Annotated in this window: 16 protein-coding genes; 5 read left to right on the top strand and 11 right to left on the bottom strand. The window is 61.6% G+C overall.

All coding sequences use genetic code 11. The annotated features are described in order from the left end of the window. The first annotated feature begins 17 nt into the window (after positions 1 to 17). Positions 18 to 728 (top strand): alpha/beta fold hydrolase, encoded by a 711-nt coding sequence (locus AC2FNS_RS06080; RefSeq protein ID WP_496711871.1) that lies wholly within the window; start codon positions 18 to 20, stop codon positions 726 to 728. On the opposite strand, the gene AC2FNS_RS06085 is transcribed toward AC2FNS_RS06080, so the two are convergent. Both AC2FNS_RS06085 and phaZ read right to left on the bottom strand, forming a co-directional pair. Next, positions 725 to 1312, bottom strand: a complete 588-nt coding sequence (locus tag AC2FNS_RS06085; protein WP_496711870.1) for a DUF6151 family protein — start codon at positions 1310 to 1312, stop codon at positions 725 to 727. The genes AC2FNS_RS06080 and AC2FNS_RS06085 overlap by 4 nt on opposite strands. Next, a complete protein-coding gene (gene phaZ, locus AC2FNS_RS06090; RefSeq protein ID WP_496688913.1) occupies positions 1309 to 2580 on the bottom strand; it encodes a polyhydroxyalkanoate depolymerase in 1272 nt (423 codons plus the stop codon). Before phaZ ends, AC2FNS_RS06085 begins: the two co-directional genes overlap by 4 nt. 111 nt (positions 2581 to 2691) lie before the next feature. Between phaZ and AC2FNS_RS06095 the strand changes: the two genes are divergently transcribed. The 3 genes from AC2FNS_RS06095 (at position 2692) to phaR (ending at position 5761) form a co-directional block, all read left to right on the top strand. Next, complete coding sequence (locus AC2FNS_RS06095) at positions 2692 to 4494, top strand: PHA/PHB synthase family protein (protein ID WP_496711869.1); 1803 nt, start codon at positions 2692 to 2694, stop codon at positions 4492 to 4494. A gap of 130 nt (positions 4495 to 4624) precedes the next feature. Further along, on the top strand, positions 4625 to 5071 hold the full coding sequence (locus AC2FNS_RS06100; RefSeq protein ID WP_490361999.1) for a phasin, PhaP: 447 nt from the start codon (positions 4625 to 4627) through the stop codon (positions 5069 to 5071). Between the two features lie 135 nt (positions 5072 to 5206). Next, positions 5207 to 5761 carry a polyhydroxyalkanoate synthesis repressor PhaR gene (phaR, locus tag AC2FNS_RS06105; protein WP_496680260.1) on the top strand — a complete coding sequence of 185 codons (555 nt, stop codon included), beginning with the start codon at positions 5207 to 5209 and terminating at the stop codon, positions 5759 to 5761. Positions 5762 to 5809: 48 nt separating this feature from the next. Here the strand turns inward: phaR and AC2FNS_RS06110 are convergent, their stop codons facing one another. The 7 genes from AC2FNS_RS06110 to AC2FNS_RS06140 all read right to left on the bottom strand — a co-directional run bounded on the left by AC2FNS_RS06110 (position 5810) and on the right by AC2FNS_RS06140 (position 12496). After that, on the bottom strand, positions 5810 to 7024 hold the full coding sequence (locus tag AC2FNS_RS06110) for a DegT/DnrJ/EryC1/StrS family aminotransferase (protein ID WP_496711868.1): 1215 nt from the start codon (positions 7022 to 7024) through the stop codon (positions 5810 to 5812). Between the two features lie 111 nt (positions 7025 to 7135). Continuing rightward, the gene (locus AC2FNS_RS06115) at positions 7136 to 8440 is read right to left on the bottom strand and encodes an NAD(P)/FAD-dependent oxidoreductase (protein WP_496711867.1); all 1305 of its coding nucleotides are present in this window, start codon (positions 8438 to 8440) and stop codon (positions 7136 to 7138) included. Between the two features lie 12 nt (positions 8441 to 8452). Next, the gene (locus tag AC2FNS_RS06120) at positions 8453 to 9811 is read right to left on the bottom strand and encodes a glutamine synthetase family protein (protein ID WP_496711866.1); all 1359 of its coding nucleotides are present in this window, start codon (positions 9809 to 9811) and stop codon (positions 8453 to 8455) included. Next, positions 9811 to 10491 (bottom strand): type 1 glutamine amidotransferase, encoded by a 681-nt coding sequence (locus AC2FNS_RS06125; RefSeq protein WP_496797380.1) that lies wholly within the window; start codon positions 10489 to 10491, stop codon positions 9811 to 9813. The genes AC2FNS_RS06120 and AC2FNS_RS06125 overlap by 1 nt, the downstream gene beginning before the upstream one ends. Before the next feature lie 58 nt (positions 10492 to 10549). Beyond that, entirely contained in the window at positions 10550 to 11869 is a 1320-nt protein-coding gene (locus tag AC2FNS_RS06130; protein WP_496711865.1) for a glutamine synthetase family protein, read from the bottom strand. 65 nt (positions 11870 to 11934) lie between these two features. Continuing rightward, a complete protein-coding gene (locus AC2FNS_RS06135) occupies positions 11935 to 12159 on the bottom strand; it encodes a GDCCVxC domain-containing (seleno)protein (RefSeq protein WP_496711864.1) in 225 nt (74 codons plus the stop codon). A gap of 4 nt (positions 12160 to 12163) precedes the next feature. Then, positions 12164 to 12496: a hypothetical protein gene (locus AC2FNS_RS06140; RefSeq protein WP_496711863.1), complete on the bottom strand. Its 333-nt coding sequence runs from the start codon at positions 12494 to 12496 to the stop codon at positions 12164 to 12166. 88 nt (positions 12497 to 12584) lie between these two features. On the opposite strand from AC2FNS_RS06140, the gene AC2FNS_RS06145 reads away from it, so the two are divergent. Next, complete coding sequence (locus tag AC2FNS_RS06145; protein ID WP_496711862.1) at positions 12585 to 12974, top strand: MerR family DNA-binding protein; 390 nt, start codon at positions 12585 to 12587, stop codon at positions 12972 to 12974. Positions 12975 to 12985: 11 nt separating this feature from the next. On the opposite strand, the gene AC2FNS_RS06150 is transcribed toward AC2FNS_RS06145, so the two are convergent. After that, a complete protein-coding gene (locus tag AC2FNS_RS06150) occupies positions 12986 to 13792 on the bottom strand; it encodes an ABC transporter permease (RefSeq protein ID WP_496680269.1) in 807 nt (268 codons plus the stop codon). Further along, on the bottom strand, positions 13789 to 14676 hold the full coding sequence (locus AC2FNS_RS06155; RefSeq protein WP_480633320.1) for an ABC transporter permease: 888 nt from the start codon (positions 14674 to 14676) through the stop codon (positions 13789 to 13791). The genes AC2FNS_RS06150 and AC2FNS_RS06155 overlap by 4 nt, the downstream gene beginning before the upstream one ends. Positions 14677 to 14730: the final 54 nt, after the last annotated feature.

Here is a 14730-nt window from a genome sequence, read left to right on the forward strand (position 1 = left end):
ACAAAAGGAGGCCCCGCGTGATCGAGCCGCTGGTGCTTTTGCCCGGTCTGATGTGTGATGCCCGACTGTTTCAGCCGCAGATCGCCCAGTTGTCGCGGGATCGGGCGGTGACGGTCGCGCCCATCGGCGGCGGGGATCGGATCGAGGAAATCGCCTCGGGGTTACTGGACCAGTTGCCTCACCGCTTTGCGCTAGCCGGGCTGAGCATGGGCGGCGTTGTCGCGCTGGAATTGGTGCGGCGGGCGCCCGACCGGGTGACGCGGCTGTGCTTGATGGCCACCGATGCGCAGGCCGACACCCCCCAGATCGCCGCGAACCGCGAAGAGTTGATCGTTGGGGCGCAGGCCGGACGCCTGCAGGAAGTGATGCGCAAGGTCATCGGAACCAACATCTTGGCGCCGGGGCCGCAGCGCCTCCCCATACTGGACGACATGCTGCAGATGGCGACCGAACTGGGGCCGGACCTGTTCGTGCGCCAGATGCGCGCGCTTCAACGGCGCCCGGATCAGCAGGGTACCATGCGCCGGATCAAGGTGCCGACGCTGGTTTTGTGCGGGGCGCATGACACGCTGACGCCGGTGCGCAAGCACAGCTTTATGGCCGAACTGATCCCCGAAGCCGTCTTGCACGTTGTGAATGACTCCGGGCATCTGCCCACGCTTGAGGCGCCCGAGGAAACGACTGCCGCGCTGATCGACTGGTTGAATATTCCGTTGCGGATTTTCTAGTCGTAGAGGGCCGCGCGTTCTTTGCGGGTGATCACATGCGGCAGCGCGACCGGTTCGCCTGTCTCGGTATCGAAAAACGGGGTCTGCCGCCAACGACCGGATAGGCGCGCGCCCAGCACGCGCCGGATCATGCCCAGAACGGCCGGGCCCGGTTTTTCATGTTTCCACTTGCCGTTGCTCTGCGGAACATAAGCGCGGGTCTTTACCGAACCCAGCGGTTCAGGGTCGGCAAACCGGGCCACGTCAAAGCCGGCAAACGGAAGTTTCGGGCTGCTGGTGGTGGTAGCCAGCGGGGCGTTGCAGCATTTAGCGTACCAGCGAAACAACCCTTTGGGGCCAAGGCGCATCACCGCTAGGTTCTCGGCCCCCTTGGAGATGTGTATGTATTCTGGAGACATCTGGAATATGTCCACCGGGCCGGGCGCGGGATCGGGCTGGCCGAAAAAGAGCTGCCCGGCCCGGCAATCGGGGCAATAGCAGACGACATGGGTGCCCGTGGCCAAGCCTTTGGCGCTGACCTCGCCGCTCAGCCCGCCGCAGGTGCAGGCGAAGGTCAGCGACGTGGCTTTGGCGCCGGTTATCACGCGACCTTGTTGCTGTTGGCGGCGCGGCGTTTCGGCTTGCGGCTGTTTTCGTTCATGAACTCAATGACCAGCGGGCGGATGTTGTCGCGCCAGCTGCGCCCGGCGAAGATGCCGTAATGCCCGGCGCCGGGTTCGACATGGCTGGCCTTCTTGCTGTCGGGCAGGCCGGTGCACAGATCCAGCGCCGCGATGCACTGGCCGGGCGCCGAGATGTCGTCATTGGCGCCTTCCACCGTTTTGACCGCTACATCGGTGATTTTGCCGATATCCACCTTGTGGCCATCCACGACGAACTCGTTCCGCGCGATTTCGCGGTTCTTGAAAACACGCTCGACTGTGGAAAGGTAGAATTCGGCGGTCATGTCCATCACGGCGAGATATTCATCATAAAACCGGTTGTGGGCGTCGTGGTCCGATGCTTCGTCACGCATCACGCGGTGGATCTGGTCCGAGAAAGCCTTGCCATGGCGCTCGGCATTCATCGACATGAAAGATGCCAGCTGCAACAGGCCGGGATAAACCATCCGGCCGACGCCTTTGTATTTAAAGCCCACGCGCTGGATCATCGTTTCCTCAAGCTGGCCCATGGTCACGCGGCGGCCGAAATCGGTGACTTCGGTCGGCGTGGCGTCAGGATCGACGGGGCCGCCGATCAAGGTCAGGGTGCTGGGCTGCGCCTTGGGGTCCTTCTCGGCGAGGTAGGCGGTGGCGGCCAAGGTCAGCGGCGCGGGTTGGCAGACGGCCACCACATGGGTGTCGGGCCCGAGCTCCTTCATGAAATCGACAAGGTAGAGGGTGTAGTCCTCGATATCGAACTTGCCTTCGGACACGGGGATGTCGCGCGCGTTATGCCAATCGGTGATGTAGACTTCGCAATTGACAAGCAGGCTTTTGACGGTCGAGCGCAGCAGCGTGGCGTAGTGCCCCGACATCGGCGCAACCAAAAGCACCTTGCGCGGTTGCTCTTCGCGGCCATTCACGCGAAAGTGGATGAGATCGCCGAAGGGGCGTTCAAGCACGGAGGTGACTTCCACCAGATGATCTTTGCCGTCCTCGCAGGTAAATGTTCGGATGCCCCAGTCGGGCTTGGCGACCATGCGTTTGAAGGTGCGTTCCGTGACTTCACCCCAGGCCGCCATCCAGTTGAACACCGGATTGGGAACCATCGCAAAGGCGGGGTAGGAGGCAAATGTGCTTGCGGTTGCACCAAGCCATTGATTGGTGTTCCGCATCGACTCCATCAGGTCGTAGGTCATCATATAGCGCATGGATTTGGCCTCCTGAATGTCAGCCTGAAAGTTCGGACCATTCGCCGCTTTGCCCCCCGGTTCCCACGACGATATTCTGCACAGCAGCGAGGTTAGGGGGGATTTGTTTAAATGACAACAAGCGAAGGCAAGATGCCGGAAATGACCGACGAACACCTTGAACGGCTTCAAGAAAACATGATGAAAGTCGAGGCGCTGTCGAAGCGACTGGTCGAGGTTATGGCGTCCAGAAAACCTCATAATCCCGCGCTGGATGTCCCGAATCACGAAGTTTTGGCAAAGGCGGCAACGGCTTACTGGACCGAGGCGCTGCAGAACCCGGCCAAGCTGCTGGAACAGCAGATCGAATACTGGGGCAAGTCCGTTTTGAATTTTGCTGCAGCGCAGCAAGCGTTGCTGAACGGAGACGACGACGTGGAAACCGGCGCGCCGCGTGACAAGCGGTTTGCGAATCCGCTGTGGGACAAGAACCCCTATTTCCGTCTGGTGCTTCAGCAATACCTGACCAATGCCGAGGCGATCGCACAGGCCGTCGATTCCGTCGAGGATCTGGACGAAAAAGACAAGCGACGCCTGCGCTTCATGGCGCAGCAGATCGTCGACATGATGTCGCCCACCAATTTCCTGCCGACCAACCCAGACGCCCTGCAAAAGGCGATCGAGACCGACGGCCAGTCGTTGATTCAGGGGCTTGAGAACCTGGTGGCCGATCTCGAGGCCAATGACGGCGCGCTGGTGGTGAAACTGGCCGACGAAAAAGCATTCGAGGTGGGGGGCAACCTGGCAACCACACCGGGCCAGGTAGTGTATCGCAACCGGATGATGGAGTTGATCCAATATGCGCCGGCCACCGAAACGGTGCACGAGATCCCGATCGTTCTGTTCCCGCCGTGGATCAATAAGTTCTACATTCTGGACATGAAACCCGAAAACAGCCTGATCAAATGGATCACCGAGCAGGGTTATACCCTGTTCGTGGTTAGTTGGGTCAATCCCGATGCCAGCTATGCCGAAACCGGCATGGAGGACTATATTCAGGACGGCTACCTGACCGCGATCGAAGAGGCTAAGAAGATCTGCAAGGTCAAGCAAGTGAACGCTGTCGGCTATTGCATTGCGGGCACCACGCTGGGCCTGACTTTGTCGCTGCTGAAACAGCGGGGTGACAAATCGATAAAATCCGCAACCTTCTTTACCGCGCTGACGGATTTTTCCGATCAGGGCGAGTTCACGCCGTTCCTGCAGGAGGACTTCATTGAAGAGATCGAAGAGGAGGTGAACCGCATCGGCGTTTTGCGGTCATGGATCATGGCGCGGACCATGTCCTTTCTGCGGGCGCGTGATCTGGTCTATGCCCCTGCGGTGCGCAGTTACATGATGGGGGAAACGCCGCCGGCATTCGACCTGCTGTATTGGAACGGCGATGGGGCCAACCTGCCGGCCAAGATGGTGGTGCAGTATCTGCGGGGCCTGTGTCAGCGCAACGAGTTCGTCACCGACGGGTTCGAGTTGATGGGCCACAAGCTGCATGTGCGCGACGTTGATGTGCCGCTGATGGCAATCACCTGCGAGACCGACCACATCGCCGCTTGGAAGGATTGCTACCGGGGGGTCCAGCAGATGGGGTCTCGGTCGAAGAGCTTCGTGGTGTCCGAATCCGGCCATATCGCGGGCATCGTGAACCCGCCCAGCAAGAAGAAATACGGTCACTACACCAATGACGACCTGAAGGCGGATGCCGACACATGGATGAAAGAAGCCTCCTTCCACGAGGGCTCGTGGTGGCCGCGCTGGGAGGCGTGGTTGAAAAAGCGTTCAGGCAAGCAGGTTCCCGCGCGTACGCCTGCTGATTCGGACCATCCACCGCTGGCCCCGGCGCCCGGCACCTATGTCGTGGCCAAGCCAAAGGTCTGATTTCATTCTGAAACCTAAAATATTTCTGCGACGCAGCAAAAAATGCTTGAAATGCTGCGTTGCGGCATTCATATTGTCCTCAAGCTGAAGAACCCGGGGTGGGCCCGGACTGGCTGAAAGGATTAGACCAATGGCAAAGACCCAAGACTTTACCGCAACCCTGAAGGAAATGATGGGTGCTTTCCCGGTGGATACCACCGCAATGGAAAATGCGTTCAAATCGACCGCGACCCTGAACGAGAAACTGTCCGGCGTTGCGCTGGAAGCCGCCGAGAAATCGGCCGAGATCTCGAGCAAGTGGACCAAGGACACCCTGGCCAAGCTGGCAGAGATGTCGAAAGCCAAGGCCGAGCCGGCTGACTACGCAAAAGCCGCAACCGACTTCGCCAGCGCTTCGGCCGAAGTCGCGGCTGAGAACCTGGCCGCTTTCGCTGAAATCGCCAAGAAGCTGCAGTCGGAAACCGTCGAGCTTCTGATGGCTGCCGGCAAGGAAGCCGCGGAAGAAACCACCGCAGCCGTCAAGAAAGCCACCAACGAAGTGACCGCTGCCGCTAAGAAAGCAACGGCGGCCAAGTAAGCAAGACCCGCGAAACGCACCCATCCCTCCCAACCGGTGCAATCGCTAGGGGCAGGTCCTGTGACCTGCCCTTTCTTTTTGTGCTGCGGTCGCATAACCTCTGCTGCAACGCATCATCCTTGGGGAGGGCAAACGGTGTCGGACAAAGAAAAACCTCTGCTGATCAAGCGCTATGCCAGCCGTCGGCTGTATAACACCGAGACCAGTGACTATGTCACGCTCGAGGACATCGCGGGATTTATCCGCGACGGGCGCGAGGTGCAGATCATCGACCTGAAGACCGGGGATGACCTGACCCGCCAGTATCTGCTTCAGATCATTGCCGAACATGAAAGCCGCGGCGAAAACGTGCTGCCGGTGAACGTGCTGAACGATCTGGTGCGCAGCTACATGCTGCCGGGCGGGGGCATGATGCCGCAATTCCTGCAATCCAGCTTTGAGATGCTTCGCGAAAGTCAGACCAAAATGATGGAGAACATGAACGCCATGAACCCCATGAGCAACATGCCGGGGTTCGAGGCGCTTCAGGCGCAGCAGCAGGCGTTTCTGAAGGCCATGACAGGCGGTTTGTCAGGCGGATGGTCGGGGCCTGAAAAGGACGAGAACGCCAAGCCCGAGTCCAAAGAAGACTTGGACGACATCAAGAAACAACTGGCCGAGCTGCAGCAGAAACTGTCCAAGCTCAGCTGATACCAGACAGGCCCGGATGACCCGGGCCTTTGGTCTCTGGCGTTGAGCTCAGGTGCCGAAGGCCACTTCGGGCGCGGTAACCTCGCCGACCGAGGCCAGGATGATGTCGGCGATTACATCCAGTTCCGCGCGGGTCAGGCGCACGGGAAGGCGCACATCACAGGCCGACATCAGCATTGCGCGCGTTCGAGGCAGCTCGACCTGCTCGGGCAGAAACTGCCAATTCCAGAAGGCGCGGGCATTGTCCTCGCTCAGACCAAAGACCTGCACCTTGACGCCACGGCCCTCGGCTGCAGCGGCAAATGCCTTGATCTGGTCTTTGTTCAGGTCGACCAGGTTGAATTGGATCGAATCCGGCGCACGTCGTTCCGGTGTCAGCGGGTCGGGTACGTGAATATGCGGCGAGCTGTTCAGGCGCTGCGCCACATAGTCGTGGTTGGCCAGCCCGTCGCGCACCCGCCGCGCCAATTCGGGCAACTGCGGCCGGATCACTGCCGCGCTGAGGTTGCTCATACGCAGATTGTAAAGCGGCAGCTTGTTCTGCCATCGGGCAAAAGCCTGCTCCAGATCGGGCGTATTCTGGCCATGCGGGCCTTTGTGTTTCTTCCAATTGTGCTCGTAGGCGCCCGACATGATCACGGCGCGGGCGACGAGGTCGGCGTCGTCGGTGACAAGGATGCCGCCTTCGCCCGCGTTGATCATCTTGTAGGACTGGAACGAGAAACAGCCCACCTTGCCGATTGTGCCGATGTTGCGGCCATGCCAGGTCGTGCCCAGCGAATGGGCCGCGTCCTCTATCACCGGGATGTCGCGCATGTCGCACAGCGCCATGATCGCGTCCATGTCCGAGGTATGGCCGCGCATGTGGCTGATGATAGCCGCCTGAACGCCGTCGAGCTTGGCCGCGAAATCGTCGATGTCGATGCGGTAATTTTCACCCACCTCGCACAGGACCGGAACGCAGTCGGCATGCACCACCGACGAGGGCACCGCCGCAAAGGTAAAGCCGGGGATCAGCACCCGCGCGTCCCGCGGCAGCCCCAGCGCCTTGAGCGACAGGAACAGTGCGGCCGAACAGGACGACACAGCCAGCGCGTATTTGCTGCCGAGCAATTCGGCGAACTCTGACTCGAGCAGGGCAACCGGCGCGTCCTGCGGCGCGGTATAGCGGAACAGGTCCCCGGATTGCATCAGGGATTCGATCGCGTCTTTGGCAGCGGCAGGGATGGGTTCGGCGTCGTGGACGTTGGGTGGCAGCGTCATATTTGAAAATTCCAAAGGTTATCTGTGGAAAAGATAAAATGAAAGATCGCGCAAACCAAGCTTTCATTCGCCTGTTGGGCGAAATTTCACCGAACTGTCACAAGTCTCGGGTCAAAGGGCCAGCCGATCACGCAGGGCATACCATGTCATTGCCAGCACCAGCAGAGGGCTGCGCAGGGCCGAGCCGCCGGGAAAAGGCAGAGCGGGCACGCGGGCCATCGTGTCGAACCCTTCGGTCTGACCCTGGATGGCCAGCGCCATCAACTGACCGGCATGGGTTGCAGTGCCGACCCCGTGACCGGAATAGCCCGAGGCAGACAGGATGTTCGGCGCCAGGCGTGTCAGGTAGGGCATCCGCCGCATTGTGATGGCCAGCGTGCCGCCCCAGGCATAGTCGATCCGAACGTCGCGCAGATGCGGAAAGATCTCGGTCATCGGTTTGCGGACTTTGGCGGCGATGTCGGATGGAAAGCGATAGCCATAGCTCTCGCCACCGCCGAACAACAGCCGCCCATCGGCGCTGAGCCGGAAATAGTTCACCACGAATTTCGTGTCGGCAACCGCCACATCCTGCGTCAGAACCTTTGCAGTCTCGGCGCCCAGAGGTTCTGTTGCGGCGATGAAATTGTTGATCGGCATGACCCGCGCCGCGACCTTGCGGTTCAGGTTGCCCAGATAGCCATTGCAGGCCAGAACCAGATGGTCGGCCGTGACCGAACCCTGTTCGGTGCGAACGGTGACGCGCGGGCCTTCTTCGATGCCCAGAACCTCGGTGTTTTCGTGCAGCATCAGACCGGCGGCCAAGGCGGCCTCGGCCAGGCCAAGCGCAAAGTTCAGCGGGTGCAGATGGGCCGCGCCCCTGTCCAGATAGCCGCCCGCATAGGCCGGCGAGGGGCAGAGCGCGCGCCCAGCTTCGGCATCCAGAAGCTCGATCTGGTCATAGCCATAGGCGGTTTTCAGGTGCTTGGCGTGGGCGTGCAATTCGCCCCGTTCGCCGTCGCTGAAGCCTAGCGTGGCGATGCCCGGTTTCAGGTCGCAATCGATGCCGTGGCGTTCGATCAAGGATTTGACCAGCGTCTTGGCGTCTTCGGCCAGATCCCACAGCTTGGCCGCGTTGTCGCGCCCGACCAGTTTTTCCAGATCTTCCTGATCCATGCGCTGGGCGCTGCCCAGTTGCCCGCCGTTGCGCCCCGAGGCGCCGAAACCCACGCGATGCGCCTCAAGCAAGACCACCCTGAACCCGGCCTCGGCCAGATGCAGCGCAGTCGACAGACCCGTATACCCTCCACCGACGATGCACACGTCGGCTGTGACATCGCCGCGCAGCGACTCGGTTGGGGTTCGCGGGTGCGCGGTGGCGGCATACCAGCTGGGCGGGTAAGTGCCGCGTTTGTCATTGCTGTACAGCAGATTCATGGCGCACATGGCTCAGACGTTCAGCAGCAGGTGTTCACGCTCCCACGGCGAAATCACCTGCAGGAATTCCTCGTACTCGGCGCGTTTCACGATGCTGTAGACGCGGGCGAACTCGGGGCCCAGAACCTGATGCAGGGCGTCGGCCTCGTCGAACAGATCCAGCGCGTTGCCCATGACCTGCGGGATGTCGCCGTCACCTTCGTAGGCGTCGCCATAGAACTGACGGCGCGGCCGGTCCTGATTGACAAGACCAAGATAGCCGCAGGCCAGAGATACGGCGATGCCCAGATAGGGGTTGCAGTCCATCCCGGCAATGCGGTTTTCCACCCGGCGGCTGTCGGGACCCGACAGCGGCACGCGGATCCCCGTGGTGCGGTTGTCGCGCGCCCATTCCAGGTTGATCGGGGCGGCGTGGTCCTTGACGTAGCGTCGGTACGAGTTGACGTAGGGTGCCATCACCGCCAGCCCGGCGGGCAGGTGCAGTTGCAGACCGGCGATGAAGTTGTAGAACGCGTCCGTCTCGCCGCCCTGAGGCCCCGAGAACAGGTTCTTGCCCGTCTCCATGTCGATGATCGAGTGATGGATATGCATGGCCGATCCCGGCTCATCCTCGATCGGTTTGGCCATGAAGGTGGCAAAGCAGTTGTGGCGCAGCGCAGCCTCGCGGATGAGGCGTTTGAAATAGAACACCTCGTCGGCCAGCTTGACCGGGTCGCCGTGGCGCAGGTTGATCTCAAGCTGACCAGCGCCGCCCTCCTGGGTGATGCCGTCGATCTCGAACCCTTGCGCCTCGGCGAAATCGTAGATGTCGTCGATCACGGGGCCGAATTCATCGACCGCGGTCATGGAATAGGCCTGCCGCGCGGCAGCCGGGCGGCCCGAGCGGCCCATCATCGGCTCGATCCCCTTGGCCGGGTCCACGTTGCGGGCAACCAGAAAGAACTCCATCTCGGGCGCGACAACCGGTTTCCACCCTTTGTCCTTGTACAGCTGGACCACGCGTTTCAGCACGTTGCGCGGGCTGAACGGAATCGGATCGCCGTCGCGGTCGTAGGCGTCATGGATCACCTGCAACGTCCAGTCGCCCGTCCACGGTGCCGCGGTGGCGGTGGAAAAATCGGGCTTGAGGATCATGTCGCGCTCTATGAAACCATCCTCGCCTGCGGCTTCGCCCCAGTCTCCGGTTATGGTCTGGTAGAAGATGCTGTCTGGCAGATGGAAATAGGACTGCTTGGCAAATTTCGAGGCCGGAACCGCCTTGCCCCGGGCAATGCCGGGCAGGTCCGAGATGATGCATTCTACCTCGTCCAGCCGGTGTCCTTCGATGTAATCGCGCGCCGCCTGTGGCAGCTGCTCTGTCCATTCGGCCATCAGGCCCTCTCTTTCTTCAGGAAATCGGCCATCAGGCGGCCGATCCGTTCGTTGTCATCGGGGGCGGCTTCGCGGGTCTTCGCGTCTTTCATCAGCGCATCGGGCACCACACCCTTGCCGCGCGTTTCCATCAGCCCCTGGATGAAGTCGTTGGAATATTCCGGGTGGGCCTGCACGGTCCAGATCGTGTCGCCATAGGCCAGCATCGCGTTTTCGCAGAACGGGTTGCTGCCCAGCAGGTGCGCGCTTTCGGGGCGTTGCGTGACCTGATCCTGATGCCAGGCGTTCAGGCTGACGGTTTCGCCGTCATAGTCGTATTCGGTTCGCCCTATGGCCCAGCCGCCTTTGAATTTCTCGACCTTGCCGCCCAAGGCCTGCGCGATGATCTGGTGGCCGAAACAGACGCCGATCAGGGGTTTGCCGGCCGCCTGGATCTGTCGGATCAGCTCTTCGAGCGGCGGTATCCACGGATGATCCTCATAGGCACCGTGACGCGACCCGGTGATCAGCCAGCCATCGGCATCATCGGGATCATCGGGAAATTCGCCATCAACCACGGCATAGGTCACGAATTCAAAACCGTCGCCATCCAGCAGGGTGCGGAACATGGCGTCATAGTCGCCGAATTTCTTCTCCAGCGGTTCGGGCGCGTGGCCGGTCTGCAAAATGCCGATTTTCATGAGTCACCAAATTTGATCAAATTTAATCTAGCTGAGTCCCGCCGAACGGGCAAGGGGGTCAGACGGCCTCGAGATAACTGAGCCAGTGCTGATCTGCCGGGATCTGCTCGAAGCGCGCGATCTCCTGCCGCTTGGTCATGGCCATGTTGCGGATCAGATCAGCGGGAAAGATGCGCGCGACGATCGGGTCGGTCTCGAACGCAGTCACGGCCGTGTCCCAGTCAGCGGCCAATTGCGGCAGGCCGTCGATGTCGTAAGCGTTGCCGGTGATCGGGGCTGGGGGTTGCAGGCCGTCCTCGATGCCCACGAGGGCCGCGCCCAGAACCGCAGCCAGCATCAGATAGGGGTTGATGTCGCCGCCGGCCACGCGGTGCTCGATCCGGCGGGCGGCGGGCGCACCGCCCGGAATGCGGATCGCGGCGGTCCGGTTTTCATAGGCCCAGGCCGCGCCTGTGGGGGCATGGGCTCCGGGCACGAGCCGCGTGTAAGAATTGCCATGCGGAGCAAAAATCAGCGTGCTGCCGGGCATGGCGGCCAGACAGCCGGCGACGGCAGAGCGCAGGATTTCGGTCCCTTCACGCCCGCCATTGTCAAAGACGTTGCGGCCCTGGCCATCAAGCACCGAGAAGTGCACATGCATTCCGTTCCCCGCATCATCGGCATAGGGTTTGGCCATGAAGGTCGCGGTAAAGCCGTGCTTGCGAGCCAGCCCACGGGTCAGTGCCTTGAAAAGCCACGTATCATCGGCGCAGCGCATGGCGTCCTGATGGTTCAGGTTGATCTCGAACTGGCCGATGCCGCTCTCGGAAATTGCCGTCTGGGCGGGGATCCCCATTTCGGCGCACCCGTCATAAAGCTCGGTGAAGAAGGCGTCGAAGGCGTCCATTTCGGCCATTGACAGCACCGCCTCGCCGCGCAGCCGACGGCCAGTGACCGGGTTATGTGGGGGCTTTGGATGCGCATCCGAGGAATCAAGCAGGGTGAATTCCAACTCGGTCGCGGCAACAACTTTCCACCCGCGCTGGGCATAGCGCGACAGGACCGCGGCCAGCGCATGGCGGGGATCGCCGGCAAACGGCGTGTCGTGATCGTCGAACAGACACATCGGCACCAGCGCCGTGGGTGTAGTCAGCCAGGGCATCGGCACCGGCCCGCGCTCGGTCGGGCGCAGCACGCCATCGGCGTCGCCGGTTTCAAACACCAGCGGGCTGCCCTCGATATCGGCGCCCCACAGATCGACGTTCAGCGCCGAAAACGGCATGCGCACCGCGCCGCTGCCCAGCTTGTCGGCGTAAGACGGGGGCACGCGTTTGCCGCGCATCTGGCCGTTCAGGTCACATGCGGCGACGCGAAATGTGTGCAGGGCGGCAAGGTCCATCCGGGGCTCCGTAGCTGTGCTTCGGCAAACCTAGTCGAGCTTTTTGCCCTTGTCACGATATTTGATCAAATTATCCGACGGCAGCTGTCGCCCTGCTGAATGGGCGGGCAGGCCACGGTTCCGTACGAGCAGTAGACACAGCAATCGCCCGGCTTGGGTTTCAGTACGGTGTGACAGGCGCTGCATTCATAGAACCACTGGCAGGCGTCGGTGGGCATGGTCTCGGACTGGGCGTGGCCGCAGACCGGGCAGGTCAGGGTGCTTTCAAGCGTTACGGTCTTGTCTGTCATTGTCTCACATCGGCTGGATCAGAAATACGTTGATGCGGGCCTCGTGGAACACGACAACCCAGGCGACGGCAGTCATCGCGGTGCTGGCCGCCAAGCCCCATTCCAGATGGCGCACAGCATTGCGCCGACAGGCCACCAGCCACGCAGTCGCGATCAGTGCCGTCGAGGCCGCCTGAACATGGTAGCTGACCGCCATGATCTGGCCAAAGACGGCCAGCCAACTGCCGCCAAGGCCCAGCAACATCATCGTCATCGGCAGCATGCAGCACGCGCCCACACTAAGGGCCGACAGGGATCCGGCGAAGCTGAGGCCGAGAAATCCGCGCATCTTGTTCATCCGTTATTCAAGGCCTGCGGCATTGCCGCATCGCGTGGGCAGAGGTCTAAATCCTGTAGTCACTACAGGATCAAGCGAAAGAGGTCACGTGATTGCGATCGGCGAAGCGGCCCGTCAAAGCGGCGTGGGGATTGAGAACATCCGGTATTACGAGCGCGAAGGCATCGTGCCGCGCCCGGCGCGGGCCACCAACAATCGGCGGCTGTATTCCGCGCAGGATGTTGGGCGGTTGCGGTTTCTGAAACGCTGCCGTGACCTGGGGGTTTCGCTGGGCGACGCAAAGGCCTTGCTGGACCTGCCCGAGGGCGGCGCGGCCGATTGCGCCGAGGTCAACGCATTGGCGCAACGTCACATGGAAAGCGTACGCCGCAAGATCGCCGAGTTGCAACGGTTGCAAGCCGCCCTGGACGAACTGACCGCCAATTGCGCCGAAGGGTCGGTGGACTGCCGGATGCTGGGCCGGTTGCGGATGGCCTGAACCCCGGCGCCTCAGCGCGCCAGGTTCAGGCGGAACCGCATCTTGGCCTTGCGCGCCACCGGCAGGTGCCGGTTCAGCCGCTTGTTGATCAGGCCGAACATGCCCACGATCACCAGCGTCAGCAGGATGAAGTAGAACGCCAAGATCGGGTAGGGGACGAACGGGTTGAACGTCTTGTCAGCGAAATAGCTGGCATAATACAGCGCATCCCCCCGTTGCTGCCAGGCCGGGAAGGCCGAGAAGAAGACCAGCGTTGTGGCATGGAACAGGAAAATCGCCTCGTTCGTGTAGGCGGGCCAGGCCAGCCGCAGCATGGTGGGCCACACGATCCGGCGGAAGCGCGACCAACCCGACATGCCATAGGCATCGGCGGCCTCGATATCACCCTTGGGGATCGACCGCAGCGCGCCATAGAAGATCTCGCCCGAATAGGCGGCGGTGTTCAGGAACAGCACGATCAGCGCCCCCAGCCAGGCCGAGGTGAAGGCGTCGAACATAGGGTAGGTCTTCTTGAGCGACAGGAACAGGAAGTAGGCAAAGAAGAACTGGATGAACAACGGCGAACCGCGGAAGATGAAGATGAACCACTCGGACGGTTTTCGCAGCCACTTGCGGCTGGACGCCTTGCCCAGAGCCACGGCCGTGGCCAGGAAGAACCCGGTGGCCAGCGCCATCACGCCGAAATAGATGTTCCAGATCATCCCCGAACCGATCAGGGTGAACTGTTCGCATAGGGTGAAATCGCTGCGCGGCAGCAGGCGCTCGCCGATGCCGATCGAGCGCAGGCCGTAATCTTGGATGGTCTGCAGGCAGCTCATGCGGTGGTCTCCTTACGCAGCAGCTCTCCGCCCGAGGTCGCCTGGCCATGCGACAGGCGGCGCATCAGCCGTTCAAGGCCAATCTCGGAAACGCGGGTCATGCCAAGGTAAAAAACCAGCAGGAACAGGAAGTACCACATGCGCCAGTCGCCATGCGGATAGGCGGTGAATTTCGAGGTCTTGGTGCCGCCCAACTCGCGCGCCCAATAGACGATGTCCTCGACCCCCAGCAGGAACAGCAGGGGCGTGGCCTTGATCAGCACCATCCACAGGTTCGACAGGCCGGGCAGAGCATAGACCCACATCTGCGGCACGAGAATGCGCCAGAAGGTCTGGCGGCGGGTCATGCCATAGGCCTCGGCGGTTTCAAGCTGCGCCAGCGGCACGGCGCGCATGCCGCCGAACAGCACGTTGGCGGCGAAGGCGCCGAAAACGATCGAAAAGGTGATGACGGCCAGGAAAAAGCCGTAGGTTTCGTGCACCCATTCTGGTGCGGTGCCCAGCGGCAGCTTGGCGGCGGGGCAGACGAGGAAATCGTTGCCCTGACGGATCGGATCGGTCCAGTCGGGGCACAGCACCTGGTGCCGCATCCATTCGAACCCCTGGTCCAGGGCGATCACGAAGAACAGGAAAAACGCAATGTCGGGCACCCCGCGCACGATGGCGATATAGCCCTTGCCCAGCCAGCCCAGCGGCGGGACATGCGACCGGGCCGCCATGGCCCCCGCAAAACCGAAGGCCAACGCCACCGGGGCCGTCACCGCCAGCAAGGCCAGAACCTTGATGAACGACAAGTAGAACGACCAGTGCACGCCGTTGGTCAGATAGCATGAAAACCAGCGGAAAGTGCCGAGCGTGTCGGGATCAGCGCAGTAGGAAAACATGAGGCGTCTTTCGAACGTCAGGCCCAGCACAAGGCCGGGATTGGTTCGGCGCGC

The sequence above is a fragment of the Ruegeria sp. BHSA191 genome (assembly GCF_059613325.1).

Coding starts and splice junctions, on each gene's coding strand:
- phaZ (WP_496688913.1), bottom strand. CDS start 2,580: ATGCGCTATATGATGACCTACGACCTGATGGAGTCGATGCGGAACACC.
- AC2FNS_RS06095 (WP_496711869.1), top strand. CDS start 2,692: ATGACAACAAGCGAAGGCAAGATGCCGGAAATGACCGACGAACACCTT.
- AC2FNS_RS06100 (WP_490361999.1), top strand. CDS start 4,625: ATGGCAAAGACCCAAGACTTTACCGCAACCCTGAAGGAAATGATGGGT.
- AC2FNS_RS06110 (WP_496711868.1), bottom strand. CDS start 7,024: ATGACGCTGCCACCCAACGTCCACGACGCCGAACCCATCCCTGCCGCT.
- AC2FNS_RS06115 (WP_496711867.1), bottom strand. CDS start 8,440: ATGAATCTGCTGTACAGCAATGACAAACGCGGCACTTACCCGCCCAGC.
- AC2FNS_RS06120 (WP_496711866.1), bottom strand. CDS start 9,811: ATGGCCGAATGGACAGAGCAGCTGCCACAGGCGGCGCGCGATTACATC.
- AC2FNS_RS06125 (WP_496797380.1), bottom strand. CDS start 10,491: ATGAAAATCGGCATTTTGCAGACCGGCCACGCGCCCGAACCGCTGGAG.
- AC2FNS_RS06130 (WP_496711865.1), bottom strand. CDS start 11,869: ATGGACCTTGCCGCCCTGCACACATTTCGCGTCGCCGCATGTGACCTG.
- AC2FNS_RS06135 (WP_496711864.1), bottom strand. CDS start 12,159: ATGACAGACAAGACCGTAACGCTTGAAAGCACCCTGACCTGCCCGGTC.
- AC2FNS_RS06140 (WP_496711863.1), bottom strand. CDS start 12,496: ATGAACAAGATGCGCGGATTTCTCGGCCTCAGCTTCGCCGGATCCCTG.
- AC2FNS_RS06150 (WP_496680269.1), bottom strand. CDS start 13,792: ATGAGCTGCCTGCAGACCATCCAAGATTACGGCCTGCGCTCGATCGGC.
- AC2FNS_RS06155 (WP_480633320.1), bottom strand. CDS start 14,676: ATGTTTTCCTACTGCGCTGATCCCGACACGCTCGGCACTTTCCGCTGG.